At 71.3% G+C, this 17,306-nt stretch carries 17 protein-coding genes; 8 read left to right on the top strand and 9 right to left on the bottom strand.

Annotated elements, in window-relative coordinates:
- Together E1267_RS18155 and E1267_RS18150 are read right to left on the bottom strand one after the other, a co-directional pair.
- Positions 1-1,291 (bottom strand): NHL repeat-containing protein (locus tag E1267_RS18155; protein ID WP_484213941.1); only part of this gene is annotated, 1,291 nt, incomplete at its 3' end.
- Between the two features lie 107 nt (positions 1,292-1,398).
- Positions 1,399-1,800, bottom strand: a complete 402-nt coding sequence (locus E1267_RS18150) for a YbaB/EbfC family nucleoid-associated protein (protein WP_132333754.1) — start codon at positions 1,798-1,800, stop codon at positions 1,399-1,401.
- A gap of 215 nt (positions 1,801-2,015) precedes the next feature.
- Here E1267_RS18150 and E1267_RS18145 point away from each other — a divergent pair, with 215 nt between their 5' ends.
- Positions 2,016-4,013 carry a LysM peptidoglycan-binding domain-containing protein gene (locus tag E1267_RS18145; RefSeq protein WP_132333753.1) on the top strand — a complete coding sequence of 666 codons (1,998 nt, stop codon included), beginning with the start codon at positions 2,016-2,018 and terminating at the stop codon, positions 4,011-4,013.
- 75 nt (positions 4,014-4,088) lie between these two features.
- Entirely contained in the window at positions 4,089-4,826 is a 738-nt protein-coding gene (locus tag E1267_RS18140) for a hypothetical protein (RefSeq protein ID WP_132333752.1), read from the top strand.
- Between the two features lie 34 nt (positions 4,827-4,860).
- Here the strand turns inward: E1267_RS18140 and E1267_RS18135 are convergent, their stop codons facing one another.
- Positions 4,861-5,610, bottom strand: coding sequence for a class I SAM-dependent methyltransferase (locus tag E1267_RS18135; RefSeq protein ID WP_246063987.1), 750 nt, complete (start codon positions 5,608-5,610; stop codon positions 4,861-4,863).
- A 159-nt stretch (positions 5,611-5,769) separates the two neighbouring features.
- Between E1267_RS18135 and E1267_RS18130 the strand changes: the two genes are divergently transcribed.
- The 5 genes from E1267_RS18130 (at position 5,770) to E1267_RS18110 (ending at position 11,385) form a co-directional block, all read left to right on the top strand.
- On the top strand, positions 5,770-7,497 hold the full coding sequence (locus E1267_RS18130) for a carboxylesterase/lipase family protein (RefSeq protein WP_132333751.1): 1,728 nt from the start codon (positions 5,770-5,772) through the stop codon (positions 7,495-7,497).
- Positions 7,494-8,750: a sensor histidine kinase gene (locus E1267_RS18125; protein WP_132333750.1), complete on the top strand. Its 1,257-nt coding sequence runs from the start codon at positions 7,494-7,496 to the stop codon at positions 8,748-8,750. The genes E1267_RS18130 and E1267_RS18125 overlap by 4 nt, the downstream gene beginning before the upstream one ends.
- A complete protein-coding gene (locus E1267_RS18120) occupies positions 8,747-9,388 on the top strand; it encodes a response regulator transcription factor (RefSeq protein WP_132333749.1) in 642 nt (213 codons plus the stop codon). The genes E1267_RS18125 and E1267_RS18120 overlap by 4 nt, the downstream gene beginning before the upstream one ends.
- A gap of 99 nt (positions 9,389-9,487) precedes the next feature.
- Positions 9,488-10,756: a serine hydrolase domain-containing protein gene (locus tag E1267_RS18115; protein WP_132333748.1), complete on the top strand. Its 1,269-nt coding sequence runs from the start codon at positions 9,488-9,490 to the stop codon at positions 10,754-10,756.
- Positions 10,757-10,941: 185 nt separating this feature from the next.
- The gene (locus E1267_RS18110; RefSeq protein WP_132333747.1) at positions 10,942-11,385 is read left to right on the top strand and encodes a hypothetical protein; all 444 of its coding nucleotides are present in this window, start codon (positions 10,942-10,944) and stop codon (positions 11,383-11,385) included.
- Between the two features lie 138 nt (positions 11,386-11,523).
- On the opposite strand, the gene E1267_RS47920 is transcribed toward E1267_RS18110, so the two are convergent.
- Entirely contained in the window at positions 11,524-11,772 is a 249-nt protein-coding gene (locus E1267_RS47920) for a hypothetical protein (protein ID WP_425465084.1), read from the bottom strand.
- A 202-nt stretch (positions 11,773-11,974) separates the two neighbouring features.
- Here E1267_RS47920 and E1267_RS18100 point away from each other — a divergent pair, with 202 nt between their 5' ends.
- Positions 11,975-12,307 carry a putative quinol monooxygenase gene (locus E1267_RS18100; RefSeq protein WP_132333746.1) on the top strand — a complete coding sequence of 111 codons (333 nt, stop codon included), beginning with the start codon at positions 11,975-11,977 and terminating at the stop codon, positions 12,305-12,307.
- Between the two features lies 1 nt (position 12,308).
- Here E1267_RS18100 and E1267_RS18095 read toward each other — a convergent pair whose 3' ends face one another.
- From E1267_RS18095 to E1267_RS18075, 5 genes are all read right to left on the bottom strand, one after another.
- Positions 12,309-13,196 (bottom strand): amidohydrolase family protein, encoded by an 888-nt coding sequence (locus tag E1267_RS18095; protein WP_281283652.1) that lies wholly within the window; start codon positions 13,194-13,196, stop codon positions 12,309-12,311.
- Positions 13,197-13,316: 120 nt separating this feature from the next.
- Positions 13,317-14,639 carry an MFS transporter gene (locus E1267_RS18090; protein WP_132333745.1) on the bottom strand — a complete coding sequence of 441 codons (1,323 nt, stop codon included), beginning with the start codon at positions 14,637-14,639 and terminating at the stop codon, positions 13,317-13,319.
- A gap of 109 nt (positions 14,640-14,748) precedes the next feature.
- Entirely contained in the window at positions 14,749-15,588 is an 840-nt protein-coding gene (locus E1267_RS18085) for an SDR family NAD(P)-dependent oxidoreductase (RefSeq protein ID WP_220449542.1), read from the bottom strand.
- Between the two features lie 77 nt (positions 15,589-15,665).
- On the bottom strand, positions 15,666-16,757 hold the full coding sequence (locus E1267_RS18080; protein WP_132333744.1) for a patatin-like phospholipase domain-containing protein: 1,092 nt from the start codon (positions 16,755-16,757) through the stop codon (positions 15,666-15,668).
- Positions 16,754-17,293, bottom strand: coding sequence for a UGSC family (seleno)protein (locus E1267_RS18075; protein ID WP_132333743.1), 540 nt, complete (start codon positions 17,291-17,293; stop codon positions 16,754-16,756). The genes E1267_RS18080 and E1267_RS18075 overlap by 4 nt, the downstream gene beginning before the upstream one ends.
- Between the last annotated feature and the right edge of the window lie 13 nt (positions 17,294-17,306).

The raw sequence follows: 17,306 nt of genomic DNA, 5'->3' as shown, positions 1-17,306 counted from the left end.
GGGTCGGCGTCGGGGTGGGGGTGGCCGTGACGGTCACCGTCGGCTGCGCGGTCTTCGTCCTGGTCGGGACGGACGTCGGCGTGCCCGTGGGCCGCTCGGCCGAGCGGGTCGGCACGGCCGTCGGCTGGACCGCCGTGGGCGTGTAGGTGGGGATCGGCAGGGGCGTGGGCGTGTCCTTCTGGCCGAGCGCCTCGTCGTACTTGCCGACCCGGTGGCCGCTGCCGTCCTTCTGGATGACCAGGGCTGTCTCGCTGAACTGGTCGTTCACCCAGAGCAGCCCGTCCTTGACGAAGACCTCCAGCGGCCCGGCCTTGCCCGTGACGACCTTCTCCGGCTCGAACTTCTTGGCCACGGTGTCGTACACGATGAGCCGGCCCGTGCTCTCGTTCGCGATGTAGATCCGCCGGCCGAGCGCCTGCGGCCTGCCCAGCTTGCCGCCCTTCACCGCGACGGTCGTCAGGGCTCCGCTGGCCGTGTCGACCAGGACGAGCGCGCCCTGCGCGGGCGCCAGCACGGGCACGACGTTGCTCTCGGCCACGGCCGGTACGAGCAGTCCGCCGGTGCCCGCGTCGGTGACGGTGCTGGGCAGGCTGACCTCGAGCCGGGTGCCGGTCGCTCCGATCACCATGGCGGAGGCGCGGGCGGAGTTGGTGACCAGCGGCACGCCGTTCGCGATCGTCAGCGTGAGCGGGTCGCCCGGCTCGCCGACCGTCACGGCCTTGCCCTTCTGGGCGCCGTTGATCTGGACGAGCGTGCCCTCCTCGGGGACGGGCACCCAGAGCGTACCGTTCTTGTCGATGCCCGCCTGCCCGAACGGCGGCTTCAGCGTGATGGGCGCGCCGACCGTGGCCACGGTGAGCGGGTCGAGCTGCTGGACGGTGCCGCCGCGCGGGTCCAGCGCGTACGCCTTGCCCGCCGCCATCACGATCTCCATGCCGCCGGCGCCGAGCTTGCCGGTCTGGGCGACCTCCAGCTGGGTGGAGTCGATGCGGCTGACCTTGCCCGTGGACTCGTCGACGACGAGCACGTTGTCGCCGTCCTGCACCACCTTGAGCGCGTCGCCCTCGGAGGAGGCCAGGTCGACCCGGCCGTCCACCTGCCCGGACAGGCCGTTGGCGTGCACGACCTCGCCGTTGAGCGCGCTGGCCAGCCAGGCTCCCACGTCGGAGAGCTTGGGCCGGGCGCTCGACACTCCCGAGCCCAGGAACAGACCGGCCCCCACCAGCACGGCGACGAGCACGGACGCGACGACTCCCGCCACGCGCCGCCCCGCCGCACCCCGCCACCTCATGGCCACTTATTCACATCCCGCGACATTTGTGCACGTGCGTATCCGCGCACACCCTAGGGCCGGGCCCGTGCCTGAGAACGTTCCTTCAAACAACCTGGAAATGTCGGTCAGCGCCCGTCGCGCTGCCGATCCTCGATGGCGCGCAACTGTTCCTCCATCGACGTCTCGTACGACTCCAGCAGATCGCCGAAGTTCTCGTCGGGCAGGCCCACGCCGAGCGTGCCCGCCATCACCGCCTCCACCTTCCGCGCCACGTCGTCCTGGGCCTCCTGCGCGGCCCGCAACATCGCCTCGGCCAGACGCCGGCTGTCCATGCGCATGGCCCGCGGCGCCAGTTCGACCTCCGTCAGCCGGCCCGAGGGGCCGACCGTCACACGCACCTGCCCGTCGGCCGCCGCACCGCGGCCGACCGCCATGTCGATCTCACTCCTGAGCTCCTCGACGCGGGACAGCATCTCCTCCGCCCGCGCGGTGATGCGTTCCAGATCCTCGGGGTCGAAGTCGTTCACCGTACCTCCCGGCTCTTCTGCGGGGAGAGTACGGCGGGCCGAGTCCACTTCGGAAAAAGTTGAAGGGTGTCAAAATCGATTGCGCGTACACGAACATTAATGGAGCATTCCCACCAAGTAGCCGGCGGGGAAATACGCCTTACCGATGGCGGCACGCGCACGCCACCGGCCGCCTGTCCCGGGTCCGCGAGTCCTCTCCAGGGAAGGGTGTTCGTGTGAGTCAAGGGTTCGTCTCCATCGGCCCCGGCGGTCTCGACGAGCTCCACAAGGCTGGCAAGGCGTGCGCCGACACGGCCGCCGCGCTGTCCGGCGTCCTGCGCGAGTTCCAAGCCGGCGCCGCCCCCGAGGTGGACACGTACGACCTCATCGAGGAGGGCGCCGCCGAGTTCGCCAAGGGCTACGAGGCGTTCTTCAACGGCCTGTCGTCGGCCCTGTGGAAGCGCGAGACGACCCTGGTGCAGCTCGCCGAGGGGCTGCTGGCCGGCGCGGCCACCTACGACGCGGCCGGCAGCGGGCGGTCCGAACCGCAGCCGGCGCCCACGGCGGCCGAGCCACCGGACCCCGGCACGGTGTCGATCATCTGGAACGCCACCCTGGACATGCTCGGAATGGGCGGCGCGTACGAGGAGCAGCTCGCCCAGATGCGCGAGAGCTGCCTGGCCACCGCGAAGAGCCTCAGAGACGTGCACGACAAGCACATCTCCGCGATCGAGGCGCACGTGAGCCGGGCGGACTGGGCGGGCGACGCCGCCGACGCCTTCCGCGAGACCTGGCGCACCCACGTGAACCCGCCGGAAGGCAATACCGAGACGCCGGGCCTCCCCGACCTGGCCGCGCGGGCCGACGAGGCGGCGGCGATCATCGACAACGCGATCAAGGCCACCCAGGAGACCAAGAAGTACGTCGCCCTCTTCCTGGCCAGCCTCGGGGTGACCGTGGGGGTGGGCGCGGCGCTGAGCCTGGGCGCGCGGGCCGTCAACCGGCTGGCGGCACGGCAGGCGCTCGGCAGGGTGGCGCTCCTGCTGTCCACCCGCCACGCGAAACTCGGCGCCATGCTCCTCCGCCTCAACAGGATGCTGGGGCTCCGCTCCGGGACGCGGCTGCTGGGAGCCAAGGAGGCCGGACGCACGGTGCTGTCGGCGTACGCGAAGAACGCGGGGCTCGTGGCGGGCACCAACTACGTCAACTCCAGCCTGGCCAACACCTTGCGGGGACGCGAGGACCCGTGGGGGATCAACGTCAAGATGGCCGGCACACTGACCGGCCTCTCGCTCCTCGGCGGAGGGGTCGGCTTCGTGAAGGGCCTCGCCCCCGTTGCGCGGCTGGCGCAGAACCATCCGATGGCGTTCGCCATCGGGCTCGAAGGGGCGCTCAACGCGGGCGCCAGCACCGGCCTCAGCCTGCTCTACGACGGCAAGCCGCTGGGGGCGGCGCTGAAGGACGGCCTGACCGTCGGCGGCGTCAGTGCCCTCTTCGGCGGCGGGTACGCGCGGTTTCTACGCGACAGGACCGGCCTGCGCCACCACGCTTTCCACAAGGCGGACAAGTGGGACCTCAGACTGTCGGCGGCGGACCCGTCGAAGCCGCTGACGCCGATGAACGCGCAGTTCACCCCCCGCCGCCTCTTCTCCTGGATGGACCCGGCCAAGCACGGGTACGTGCCGGTGGTGGGGAGAGGCGCGGGCGACCCCACGACCGTCTGGGCGCCGAAGAACAGCGTGTCGGCCAGGGCGCGGGAGTTCCAGTTGTGGAACCCCCAGTCCGCCCTGAACAAGATCAGCAACTGGCCCAAGGCCGCGCGGGTGCCCGCGCAGGGGCTGGTGAACTTCAGCTCCAAGCCGGTCAGCGCCTTTCTGGACGGCTCGCCGTTCGTGAAGGGCCGCCTGCTGGGTCTTCTGCCCGGAACGATCTCCTACGGCCTCGTGCCGCGCGGCCAGGTCGACACCCCGCCGTTGTCCGTCCCCGGGCACGACGACTGGACGTCCGAGGCGCCCGTACCGACCCTGCCGCCGCCCACGCCGGGCGGCGGGGAGCGGATCGTGGCGCCCGGCGACACGCTGAGCCACATCGCCGAGGACGAGTACGGCGACCCGCGCCACGCGCAGACCGTCTACGAGGCGAACGACGACATCGAGGGCATCACCCCCGACCACATCGAACCCGGGTGGCGCCTCGACATCCCCGAGATCCCCACCGGCGAGAAGCCCCGCTGAGGTGCGGGAACGTTGACGGTTAACCGTTTCTTGAAGTGGGACGCCCGGTCAATGTTCGCCGCTAGCCTCGGCTGAATGTTCTCTGCTATCAGGAAGTCGGCGGTGGCCGTCGCGGCCCTCGCCCTCGCCTTCGTCGCCGGCGCCGCACCCGCCCACGCCGCCGGGCTCGGCACGTACGGCGATTTCTCCCGCATGTTCGACAAGAGCGCCGGCCAGTTCTGGTCTGGCTCGTGGCGCAACCAGTGGGCATGGGAGCCGAAGGGCGGCAACGTCTCGCACATCAGGTGGGGCGACCCGGCCAAGTGGCCGCCGGCCAACTACGAGAAGTTCCAGCGCGTCGGCGACTGGGTGAAGCTCGACGGCTACGGCAACAGCGAAGGCATGCTCAAGCAGCGCGTCACCAAGGAGCGGATCGGCGACGTCAACTGCAAGAACATGAAGCCGCTGCTGTCGCTCGACGGCAAGCAGCACTATGTGAAGTGGACCGTCCAGCCGGAGGCGTACTGTCTCGAGGCCTGGGGGAAGATCCTCATCCCCGGCGGCACCGACGTGGACTTCTACCACAAGCAGGTGTGGTTCCCGCCGTCCGGGCCCACTTGCGCCAACAAGTACTTCAAGGGCCGAACCTGCATCAAGCAGTTCGAGATCTGGAAGGACAACAACCGGGGCAACGGCGACGTCGGCGGGCCTCTGGAACTGCGGCACAAGCGGGACAACATCTTCGCCAAGGGCATGGGGCCGGCGTTCATCATCCACAACTACTTCCCGAACGACGGCTGGCAGGCCGAACTGCGCCAGGCCTGGACCTACTGACCCCCGTCCCCTCGCCGGCGCGAAGCGGGAGCGGTCAGCCCGGGCGGCGGGCGACCAGGGCGAAACGGCGGGCGGTCGCCCGTAGCGGGTGGCCGCGCTCCATCTCCTCGTGCAGGGCGCGCAGCCTGTCGCCCTGGTCGTGCACGTCGAAGCCGGGCACCTGCCACGAGATGATTCGCAGGTACAACACGAGCGCGCCCACGTCGCCGATCGCGACCGGGTAGCCGGCCTCCTGCCGCCAGGTGACGTCGAGGCCCGCGCCGGCCAGCCCCGCAACGGCCGTGTCCAGGTTCCAGCGCGCGTCCTCGTGCGGGGGCCCGCCCAGCGCCGCGTTGATCTCCTCCAGGTCGCGGCCCTCCACCTGCTGGGTGACGAACGTGCCCCCCGGGGCGAGGAGACGGCGGACCTCGTGCGGGTCGTACGCCTCGTGCCGGTCGACGATCAGCTCGAACGCCCCGGTGGGGAGCGGTAGCGTCCCCTCCCCACCGGCCGCCACCACCTCGACGCCCAGCGGCTCCAGGCGGCGTCGGGCGACCGGCACGTTCGGCGAGTGCCCTTCGGTGGCCACCGTGCGCGGCGGCAGCGGGGCCAGCGACGCCAGCAGCTCGCCGCCTCCCGTGCCCAGGTCGAGAAGCGAAGCCGTGCCGGGCAGCCGCTCGCGCACCATGCCCGCGTAGTCCCACGGCAGGTCGCCCGTCACCGTCATGCGGCCGTCGAACACGGCGAAGTCCCAGCCCTCGAACGGCGTGGCCAGCGCCTCCTGGATCAGCTCGTCGTAACCCACACCGCGATCATGCCTTCTCCTCCGGCCTGGCGCATCCCCGTCGTGTCCTCGGCGTCACGCGGTCGCGTCGTTCCGGACGGCCGGATGTCAACCATTGGATGAAGGGTCGCAACCTCCGGCCGTACCGGCGGGCGGGGCGGCGTTCCTAACGTGCGGGTCATGGATATGAGACGGCGGAACACGGTGGTCGCGGGGGCCGTGGCGCTCCTGCTCGCCCAGGGCTGCGCCACGCCGCAGGGCGGCGCGACGCCCGCGCGGGGTGCCGGTGCGGGCGGTCCTGATGCGGTGCTGGACAGCGGACGGATCCGAGGAGTCCATGACGGGGATGTCGTGCGATATCGCGGTATCCCGTACGCCCAGCCGCCCACCGGGGACCTGCGCTGGCGCCCGCCCCGGCCCGTCGCCCGGTGGCAGGGTGTGCGCGACGCGACGACGTCCGGCCCCGCCTGCCCCCAGGCCAGCGAGAACCCCAAGGAGAGCAGCGAGGAGGAGAACTGCCTCACCCTCGACGTCACCGTCCCCAGAAAGCCGGCCCCCAGCGCACCTGTCCCCGGTGAACCGGGCTCCCGGAAGGCGGGCTCCGGGAAGACGGGTTCCGGCCAACCAGGCTCGGGCCAAGCCGGCTCGGGCGCGTCGGGCGGCGCGGGCAGGCCGGTGATGGTCTGGTTGCACGGCGGCGGCTTCACCGCGGGCCGCGGCGCCGACTACGACCCGCGCCGCCTGGCCGTCCAGGGCGACGTCGTCGTGGTCACCGTGGAGTTCAGGCTCGGCGTGCTCGGCTACGTCGCGCTGCCCGGCATGCCCGGTGGCGGCACGTTCGGGCTGCAGGACCAGCAGGCCGCGCTGCGCTGGGTACGGCGGAACGCGGCGGCCTTCGGCGGCGATCCGGGCAACGTGACGTTGTTCGGCGAGTCCGGCGGCGGCATCGCCACGTGCGGCCAGCTCACCGCGCCCGGCGGCAAGGGCCTGTTCCACAGGGCCATCGTCCAGAGCGGCTCGTGCGGCACGGCCCTGCTGCCCAACGCGACCGGTCCCGGCACGCCGAAACTGTCGTTCTGGCGCCCGCTGAAGGAGACGTACGCCGCCACCCGCTCGGCGGCGCGGCAGGTGGGCTGCCCGGCGGGGAAGGACGCGGCGAAGACGCTCCGTTGCCTGCGCGGCAAACCGGTCAAGGAGCTGCTGGAACTCACCGGGATGTTCAGGGCGGCCTCGTACGGCGGCCCGGCGCTGCCCCTCTCCCCCGAGCGGGCGCTGCGCAAGGGCGACTTCGCCCGCGTGCCCGTGCTCACCGGGCACACCAGCAAGGAGGCGCTGGTGTTCGCCGGCGTGATGAGCCTGCTCGGCGAGCCGGTCACCGACGAGAACCTCCCCGAACTGCTCCGTCAGGGCTTCGGCCGCAGGGCGGAGGAGATCGCCCGCCGGTACCCCAGGGACGACTACGCCACCCCGAGCGAGGCGTGGGCCGCCCCCAACACCGACGCCATGTTCGCCTGCCCCCACGCGAGGGACGGCGATGCCCTGACCCGCCGGACGAAGGTGTACGCCTACGTCTTCGGCGACGACACCGCGCCGCCGTTCGTGCCGACGTTGCCGGGGTTCCCCGCGGGGGCGCAGCACGCCTCGGAGCTGGCGTACCTGTTCGACGTACGGGACAAGCCGATCAACCTGGACGGCGAGCCCGTGCCGCTCACCCGGACCCAGCTGTCGGTGGCCCGGGATATGGTGGCCGCCTGGGCGTCGTTCGCGCGGACCGGCACGCCGTCCTCCGGCGACCGGGCCTGGCCGCGCTGGGGCTCCGGCGGGCGGGTCGCGCACCTGATCACCGAGCGGCCGGGAAGCACCGCCACGACGCCCGCGCCCCGGTGCGCCCACTTCGATCGACCATGACCGACACCACACCGTCTTCGAGCGACGCCAGGAGGGTCCAGGCCTTCCTGGTCGTCGTCATGGCGGCGTTCGCCCTGCTCGACCTGGCACTCTACCGGAGCGTGCAGCGCACGAGCGGCCCGTTCGGCCCGGCCGCGGGGCTGGCGCTAAGCCTGGCCGCCGACGCCTGCCTGCCGTTCCTCGTACGGTTCACGCGGGTGGTCGCCATGCTCGTCTGCGCGGGCTCGGCGCTCGCCGCCGTCGGCGACACGCTGGCTCCCGGGTCGTTCACGCCGCTCGACCCTGTGACGCCGACGACCGTGCCCCTGTGCACGCCGGCGATCGTGTGGTTCGTTGTCAACAGGCTGCCGCGCCGGGAGGCGGTGGCGTACGTCGCGGTCCTGGCGCTGGCCGCCACCCGGTTGTGGAGGCCCGAGTGGGAGATCGCCTACGGCGGGATCGTCGCCACGGTGCTGCCCGGCGCTCTCGGCGTGTACGCCCGCGCCCGCCGCGAGCTGCTGCGATCGTTGCGGGAGCGGGCGGAGAGCACCGAGCGCGAGCGGCGGCTGCTCGCCGAACGGGCGAAGGCGGCGGAGCGGCAGCGGGTGGCGGGCGAGATGCACGACATCGTCACCCACCACGTCACCGAGATCGTCCTGGCCGCCGGGGCGTTGAAGGTATCGGCGGCCGACCACGAGGTCCGGGCGGCGGCCGAGCACATCCGCGACGCGGGCTCGCGCACGCTGACGGAGCTGCGCGACCTGATCGGCGTCCTGCGCCGCGGCCACGCGCACGAGCCCTGCCAGCCTGCGCGCGTCACGCTCGACCCGTCCGGTCTGGGCGTCCTCGTCGGCTCCGCCACCTCCGCGGGCAACCCGGCCACCCTGCGGGTCACCGGCACGCCGGAGGCGGTGACGCCGGCGATCGCGAGGGGCGCGTACCGCGTGGTGCAGGAGGCGCTCACCAACGCCAGGAAACACGCGCCCGGCGCGCCTGTCGAGGTCGAGCTGGCCCATGACCGCGACCGGCTGACCGTCACGGTCGCCAACGCCCCTCCACCGGCGGGTTCGGCGGCGAGCTCGGCGGCGGTTTCCGTGGCGGCCGGGTCAGGGCTGGCGGCGAGCGGTTCCGGGCTGGGGCTCGACGGTCTGCGGCGGCGGGTGTCGCTGCTGGGCGGCCGTTTCGCGGCTGCCCCCGAAGCGGACGGCGGATTCCGGGTCTCGGCCACCCTGCCCGTGTCAGTGCCCACGGACGACCGCCTGGACACCCCATGATCAGAGTACTCGTGGCCGACGACGACCCCATGGTCCGCCACCACCTTCGCGCCATCCTCACCTCGACGGGCGAGGTGGAGGTGGTGGCCGAGGCCGAGGACGGCGCGGAGGCGGTGGAGGCCGTGCTGCGCGCCGCTCCCGACGTCGTGCTGATGGACATCAGGATGCCCGGCGTGGACGGCATCACCGCCACCGCCGAGATCGCCAGGCTGCGCACGCCCCCGGTGGTGGTGGCCCTGACCACGTTCGACTCGGACACCCACGTGCTGCGCGCGCTCCAGGCCGGCGCGAACGGTTTTGTCGTGAAGTCGACCCCACCGCAAGACCTGATCGACCTGGTCAAGGTCGCGGCCCAGGGCGCCACCGTGTTGTCGCCGTCCGCCGCCCGTCACCTCGTGTCCCGCTCGGCGCCGGCGGACGACGCCGTGCGGGAGAAGCTGGCCGGGCTGAGCGAACGCGAGCGCGACGTGCTGGCCTGCCTCGGCGAGGGCCTGACCAACGGCGAGATCGCGGCCCGCCTGTTCCTGTCCGACTCGACCGTCAAGAGCTACATCTCGCGCCTGCTGGGCAAGCTCGACCTCGCCAACCGCACCCAGGCGGGCCTGCTCGCCCATCAGGCGGGTCTGGTCGGTCCCTGACCAAGACCTATGTCATGACGTCGACATGACGTCTGTCATGTCGAGCCGGTGACAGCGCGGACTGCCCATGACCAGGCTGGATGGATCAGGATAATCGTCATGATCTCCCCTCGAATGCGACACACCAGGCGGCTGGCCGCCGCAGCCGCGCTGCTCACCACGGCGACCCTGATGGCCCCGGGCACCGCCGCGGCCGCTCAGGATCCCGTGCTGGACCGGCAGGCGCTGCAGCAGTCGCTGGACGCCGCGCACAAGGCGGGGATGTACGGCATGCTCTCGACGGTCCGCGACGGGAACCGTACGTGGCAGGGCGCCACCGGCGTCGCCGACGTGACGACCGAACGGCCGATGCACCCGAGGATGACGCACCGGGTCGGCAGCATCTCCAAGACCTTCGCGTCCGTGGCCGTGCTGCAGCAGGTGGCGAGCGGCACCATCGAACTGGACGCCCCCATCGGCCGTTACCTGCCCGACCTCGTTTCCAGCGAGCGCGGCGAGAAGATCACCGTGCGGATGTTGCTCAACCACACCAGCCACATCGCCGACTACCTCGCTCCGGCGTTCCCCTCGCTGCTGGAGGGCAAGACCGGCAGCCTGGACGAGCACCGGTTCCGTAAGATCAAGCCGGCGGAGCTGGTGAAGATGGGCCTGGAGGGAACCCCGACGGGCGAGCCCGGCGCGACGCCCGGCTCCTACTCCAACACCAACTACGTGATCATCGGCCTGCTCCTGGAGAAGGTCACCGGCGAGAACGCCGAGCGCCACATCACCCGCAACGTGATCCGCAAGGCGGGCCTGCGGCACACGTCCTACCCGCGCACGCCCCGCATCCCCGGGGCCCACTCGAAGGCGTACGAGTCGTGGTACGGGCTGATCGACCCGCCGCGCGACTACAGCGTCTACGACATGTCGTTCGTGCGCACGGCCGGTGACGTCGTGTCCACGATGGACGACCTCAACCGGTTCTACCGGGAGTTGCTGCGCGGGCGGCTGGTCGGCGCGAAGCAGCTGGCCGAGATGCAGAAGACGGTGCCCGTGAACGCGGGCGGCGGATACCTGCTCTACGGCCTCGGCCTCTACGCCGCCGACCTGCCGTGCGGCCGGTTCTGGGGGCACGACGGAGCCGTCTTCGGCATGGGTGCGCAGTCACTGTCCAGCCCCGACGGAAAGCGCCAGATCTCGTTCGGGATGAACTTGATGAAGTACCAGCGCGTCGGCGACGACGGCCAGCTGGAGCCGAGCGAGATCGACAACGCGATGGGCAACCATCTGGTCCTGGCGTTGTGCGGGAAGGGCGGCGCGACCGCGAAGTCGGAGCAGAAGCCGTTCGTGCCGTTCCCGACGGGCCGGACGACCGTCAAGCGCTGACCTGCACAAAGGCCGATATATCGCCATACTCGGCCCCTCCGGGGCCGCCTGCGCAAGGTGCCTGGTCTGTGGACTTATCCACATAAGTGCTGTGTGTGGATTTGTCCACAGATGATCGCGGCGAGTCTCCGTAATGTCCCTGGTGTGCCGGGAACGACCGGCACACCGACACGGGGAGGACCCAAATGCGTAAGACCCTTGCGATCGCGACTCTGGCCGGCTCGATGGCCGTCACCGGCATCGCTCTCACCCCCGCCGCCCAGGCCGCCACCCAGGCCGCCACGCAGGCCGCCACGCAGTCCACCGCTACGACCGCCGCCGACGCGTTCCACAGCGGTGGCAGCTGGGGCAAGTTCTTCTCCAGCGACCGCAAGGCGTACACGTTCGGGAAGACCTGGAAGCAGCGCGGCAAGGTCCACACGAAGTGGTACGGCGTCGACAAGCGCGGCGGCAAGAAGGCCTGGGTCTGGTTCGAGGTCTACCAGAACGGCCACTGGAAGAGGTTCAACAAGGCCTGGGACGGCAAGGTCGTCGGCAGCTGGAGCGGGCGGGGCGTCAAGAAGGCCTACACGTTCACCTGCTGGGCGGGCAAGTTCGACAACTGCGGCCGCAAGTACCGCATCTACTAGACACCCATCCCCGAGGCCCGGCGGACACCCGCCGGGCCTCGGCCGTGTCATAGAACACGCCCAGCACCGTGGCGAGCCGGCCGGGACGGCTCCGCAGGGATGCCGGAGCCGCGGATCCTGGCCTTACATGATCCGAGCCTAGGCCCCGCCGCGGAAACGGTCGGTGGCCGCGACGAGCCGGTGCAGCGTGCCGGGCTCCGCACCCGCGTGCCCGGCGTCGTCCACGAGCTGGAAGTCGGCCCCCGGCCAGGCCGGATGCAGGTCCCAGGCGGCCCACGCATGTGCCGCCGGCACGTGCCCCGCCGGGCCCTCCGGGTTGCCGCTGACCTCCCAGGAGAGCTCGTTGCCATCGCCTACGTCGAGCGTTCCCGTCTCGTAGGGCTCCACCGGTGGATAGAACGTCCTTTGACCCGTGGGTACCAGGCATACCGCCTCGGAGCCGAAACCGCGTATGGCGTACGCCGTCGTAATGACATCCGGGTCGGGACAGGCCGGAGTTCGGTCTCGTCTCACTGGGCGATTCCTTAGAACGCAATTCGGCAGCCGATAGACTCGGACCAGTGGCGCCGCCGACCGGGAGAGCACTCAGATGATCTTTATCACCGCCAAGTTCCGCGTCCTGCCGGAGCACGCCGACCGCTGGCCGGAGATCACCGCGGAGTTCACCGAGGCGACCCGCGCCGAGCCCGGCTGCCTGTGGTTCGACTGGTCACGCAGCCTCGACGACCCCACCGAATATGTCCTCGTCGAGGCGTTCCGCGACGACGAGGCCGGCGCGGCGCACGTGGGCTCCGACCACTTCCGCAAGGCCCGGCAGACGCTGCCGCCCCACCTCGCCGAGACCCCGCGCATCGTCAACACTACCGTCCCGCAGGACGACTGGTCCGAGCTCGGCGAGATGGCCGTGCCCTCACGCGGCTGACTCAGCCCCGCAGCCCCAGCAGGCGCGCGGCGTTGTCCTTCAGGATCAGGGGGCGCACCTCCGGCTTGATCTCGAGCTCGTCGAAGTCGGCCAGCCAGCGGTCCGGCGTGATCACCGGATAGTCGGAGCCGAAGAGCACCTTGTCCTTCAGCAGCGAGTTGGCGTAGCGCACCAGTTGCGGCGGGAAATACTTCGGCGACCACCCCGACAGGTCGATGTAGACGTACGGCTTGTGGGTGGCGACCGCGAGGGCCTCGTCCTGCCAGGGGAACGACGGGTGCGCCAGCACGATCCGCAGCTCGGGGAAGTCGACCGCCACGTCGTCGAGCAGCATGGGGTTGGAATACCGCAGCCTGATCCCGCCGCCGCCGGGGACGCCCGCGCCGATGCCCGTCTGGCCCGTGTGGAACAATGCCGGCACGCCGAGCTCCTCGATGGCCTCGTACAACGGGTAGGCCATGGGATCGTCGGGCGAGAAGCGCTGCACGCTCGGGTGGAACTTGAAGCCGCGCACACCGTAGTTCGCGACGAGACGGCGGGCCTCGCGCGCACCCGCCCTCCCCCGCCACGGGTCGATGCTGGCGAACGGGATCAGCACGTCGGCGTGCTCGGCGCAGCTCTCGGCCACCTCCTCGTTCGCGATCGGCGGATGCCCCGTGGCGTGCTCGGCGTCCACCGTGAACACGACCGCCGCGATCCGCCGCTCCCGGTAGTACGCGGCCATCTCCGGGATGGTCGGACGGGGATGCGCCTTGAAGTATGTCGCCGAGGCCTCGAACAACTCGGGGCTCAGGGACCCGTGCCCGTTCCTGGAGACCTCGGCGTGCGTGTGCACGTCGATCGCGAGCAGGTCGTCGAGGTTCAGCCGCCCCGGCATCTGGTCTGGCACGTGTCCGGCCTCCTGCTTCTCGCCGCGGCGCGACGCCGCGGAACCACACCGGGACAAATGTACGCCGCGCGGGTCGAAGCCCGGCGCCCTCGCTCCCGCGCGGCGGATCGTGCACCCCGGCTAGACCTCCGGCGCCACGGCCGGGGCGCCGACCTTCTTCACGGGCTCGCGCGCCGCCGCGGTGTACTTGATGCCGCTCACGGCCACCAGGCTCACCGCGCCCAGCACGGTCAGGAACACGGCGACCGGCGTGGACGAGCCGAACGCGGCGTACAGGGCGGGGAAGGCCGGGGTCACGGCGCCGGCGACCGTGCCGCCCGCGGCGTAGGCGATGGAGATGCCGCTGTAGCGGACCTTGAGGTCGAACATCTCGCTGAACAGGCCGCCCTGCGCGCCGGCCATGATGCCCTGCACCACCGCCGCCACCAGGAACGCGATCAGCGCCGGCACGATCTCGCCGGTGTTGACCAATGCGAACATCGGCACCGGCCACACCACCGCGGTGATCGCGCCGACGATGTAGAGCCGCTTGGCGCCGTACCGGTCGGACAACACCGCGGACGCGATGATCGCGAGGATCCACACCGAGGTCGACGTCAGGATCATCGTGAGCAGCGTGTTGCGCTCGAAGCCGGCCACCTGGGTCCCGTAGGTGAGCATGTACACGGTGACGGCGTAGCCCACCGCGGGCGGCGCGATCGCGGCCAGGCCGCCCAGGATGAGGTTGCGCGGGTGCCGGCGCAGCAGTTCGGCGAAGGGAACCTTGCTGATCGTGCGCTCCTTCTTCGCCTTGGCGAACTCGGGCGTCTCCGACAGGCGCAGGCGTACGACGAAGCCGACGATGACCAGCGCCGCGCTCAGCAGGAACGGGATGCGCCAGCCGTAGGAGAAGAACGCCTCGTCGTCCATGCCGGCGACGGCCAGGAACGCCAGGTTGGAGGTCAGCACACCGATCGGAACCCCGAACTGGGCGAAACTTCCATAAACCGCGCGACGGTGTGGTGCGGCGTTCTCCGTGGAGATGAGCAGCGCGCCGCCCCACTCGCCGGACACGCCGAAGCTCTGGACGAGACGGAGCGAGACCAGAAGCAGCGGCGCTCCGATGCCGATCGCCGCGTACGTCGGCAACGTTCCGATGAGGAAGGTGGACCCACCGGTCAGGATCAGCGTCAGCACGAGCATCGACTTGCGGCCGATCCTGTCGCCGAAGTGACCGATGACCGCGGCGCCCAGCGGCCGGACCAGGAATCCGGCGGCGAACGCCGACAACGACGCGAGCGTGGCGGCCTCGGGCGACGCGTCCGGGAAGAACAGCCGGGGGAACACCAGCGCCGCGGCCGTGCCGAAGATGAAGTAGTCGTACCACTCGATCGACGTGCCGATGAAGCTGGCTGCGAAGAGCCCTTTGATCGATGGAGGCTTGGACGTGCCGTTGTGGGTCATGGGTGGCACTCCTCAGAGCGGGGTGGATGTCGGCGGTTTGCGGAGTTGTAGGGACCGTATTTCGTACGGGTGCCGCAGATCGTGGGTCATCTGCGGCACCTGGACTACGTCATCTGTCGCGGTCGCGGCCGGCAGGGGCCGCCACGGGCGGCGGCCGGCGCGAGGGCCCGCCGTCGACGTCGAGGAGGTGCCCGGAGATCCACCGGGCCCGGTCGCTCAGCAGGAACAGCGCGGCCTGGGCGACGTCCCAGGCGGTGCCCTCGGTCATGAGCGCGGTGCTCTCGCGCCGCGCCGCGCGCGCCTCCTCGGGCATGTTGGCGGCGGCGAACGACCCCCAGATCATGCCGACGCGCACGCCGTTGACCCGGATGCCCTGCGGTCCGAGGGTGGCCGCGGCGCCTTCGGTCAGGTTCTCCAGCCCCGCCTTGGCCAGGGAGTACACCATCCCGGGCCCGCGCGCCCGCACGGTCACCGAGGAGATGTTCACGATCGAGCCGCCACGCGGCAGCACGGGGACGGCGTGCCGGGTGACCTGCCAGGCTGAGGTGAGGTTGACCGTCATCAGTTCGGCGAACCGGTCGGGATCGACCTCGAACAACCCCGCGGGGTCGCCCGACGCGACGTTGTTCACCAGGGCGTCGAGCCCGCCGAGGCGGGCCGCCGCCCCGGTGACGGCGGCGGCGCACGCCCGGTCGGAGGTCACGTCGGCGACCACGGGCACCGCATCGCCGCCGTCCTCGCCGATCACCTTCACGGTGCGGCCGGCGGCGGCCGCGTCCCGGTCGAGCACCGCGACGCGCGCGCCGTGCGCGGCGAGCACCCGGGCGATGGCGTAGCCGACGCCCGGCAGCGCTCCGTTCTGCCCGGCCCCGGTGACCAGGGCTGCGCGACCCGCCATCCACCGGGCCCCGGCGCCGGCGAACGGATCGGCCGGCGGATCGTCGGACATGAGCTCCTCCCCTGTCGAACGGCCCTGCCACGAGCCCCCGGGACCGCGCGGAAGGTCCGGGGCCGGGGTCGTGCGCTTCATGGGGCCGCAGGCGCCGCGCCGTCGCGGGGTGGTTCGACCCTGGCCGAGATGCCGGACCAGTTGGAGAACACCCGGACCACCATGGAGATCCCGGCGTTGCGGGCCCCCGCCACGACGATCGGCAGGTTCTTGGGCGCGCCGTCGGCGAAGTACCGGTGGAAGGCGCCGGGCTCGCCGTCGTCGCTCTGGCGCCGGACGTTGCCGTGCACGTGGTTCTTGCCGGCCCTGGCCAGGTCGGCCTCGGACCGCCCGCAGCGCTCGATCAGCCAGTCGCGCACGTCGGCCTTGCTCATTCCGGCCGCGGCCAGCATCTGGGCGTGCTCCGGGCAGAAGACCACGCCCGCGCTGGCGTGGCGGAAGATCCAGCTACCGGTACGCGAGATCGTGTCGGCGAAGTCGCCGAGCAGCGCCTCGGGGTCGTCGGTGTGCCGGTTGTCGACGAACTCACTGGTCCTGAGCAGGGTCGTGGAGACGGCGTCGACGCCGGCGGCCACCCCGCCGTCCACCGAGAGCGGCTCCCACGGGCTTTCCTCCTCGTTCTCGGCGACGCACATCGCCCACCGTCCGGGGACGCCCTGGGTCGCCTGCTCCAGCACGTGCGGCACCACGCCGAGCCCGTTGCGCACGATCAGCCCGATCGCCCTGGCCACGGTGGCGTTGGCGCGGAAGCCGGGCCCGAACACGCCGCCGGTGGCGTTGAAACCCAGCCGCCGGCGTACCGGGCCGTTGACCACGATGAGCGGCGCGGGGCCGCTGGTGCTCTGCCAGCCGCCGCCCACGGTGGAGCGTTCGGCCATCAGCGCGTCCCAGGCGGCCAGCACCACAGGGAAGTATTCGGGCCGGCAGCCCGCCATCGCCGCGTTGATGGCGGCCAGCTCGACCGAGACCTCCCGTTTGAGGTGGTCGAGCCGGCCGATGACCTCGTCGGCGGGCCGTGACGTGGTGGCGAGGAACGTGTCGACCAGTTCGCGCGTCGCCGGCACGACGGGCAGGCCGTCGGTCCAGCCCTGGTCGTACATGTACTCGATGGACCTGTGCGCGCCGTCCAGAGGGTCGGTGACCTGGGCGTCGAGGGTGCCGCCGGTCATCGGGCGGGCTCGCAGACCCGGCCGGCCACGTCGGCGACCAGCTGGGTGGCGCGTTCGGCGATCTGCTCCTCGTTGAGCACGGCCACCGGGTGCGGGGTCAGCAGGATCTCGAAGTTCTCGTCGCCGTGCACGCCGGCCATCGCCCGCGCGGTCACCTCGAACGCGTCGCTGACGATCACCGCGGCCGGGACGCCCACCCGTTCGAAGGCGATGCCGTCGGCCGCCGCTGACGCGCTGCACGACCCGCAGTCGCCCACGCCGGTGATCACCACGTCGCTGACGGCGGCGATCTCCTTGAGCGTCGGCTCGTCCACCGGGAAGGCGACATGCGGCTTGGTGCGCTGGATCGTCACCACCGCGCCGTAACGGTCACGGAGCAGGTCGCCGAGCTCGGTCAGCAGCTGCGCGGCGTTCCGCTTGGTATTGTTCAACAATCCGACGCGGGCGCCGGCCAGACTCGGCAGCCTTCTCGCGGGCACCGCCACGTTCGCGGGCCGTACTGACAGGCCGGTCGGGTCAAGGATTCGGTCGAGCATCCCTCAGGCACCT

Source organism: Nonomuraea longispora (assembly GCF_004348345.1).
Taxonomy (GTDB): Bacteria; Actinomycetota; Actinomycetes; order Streptosporangiales; family Streptosporangiaceae; genus Nonomuraea; species Nonomuraea longispora.
Note: the sequence above shows the minus strand (reverse complement) of the source record. Positions and strands in the feature narration are given on the sequence as shown.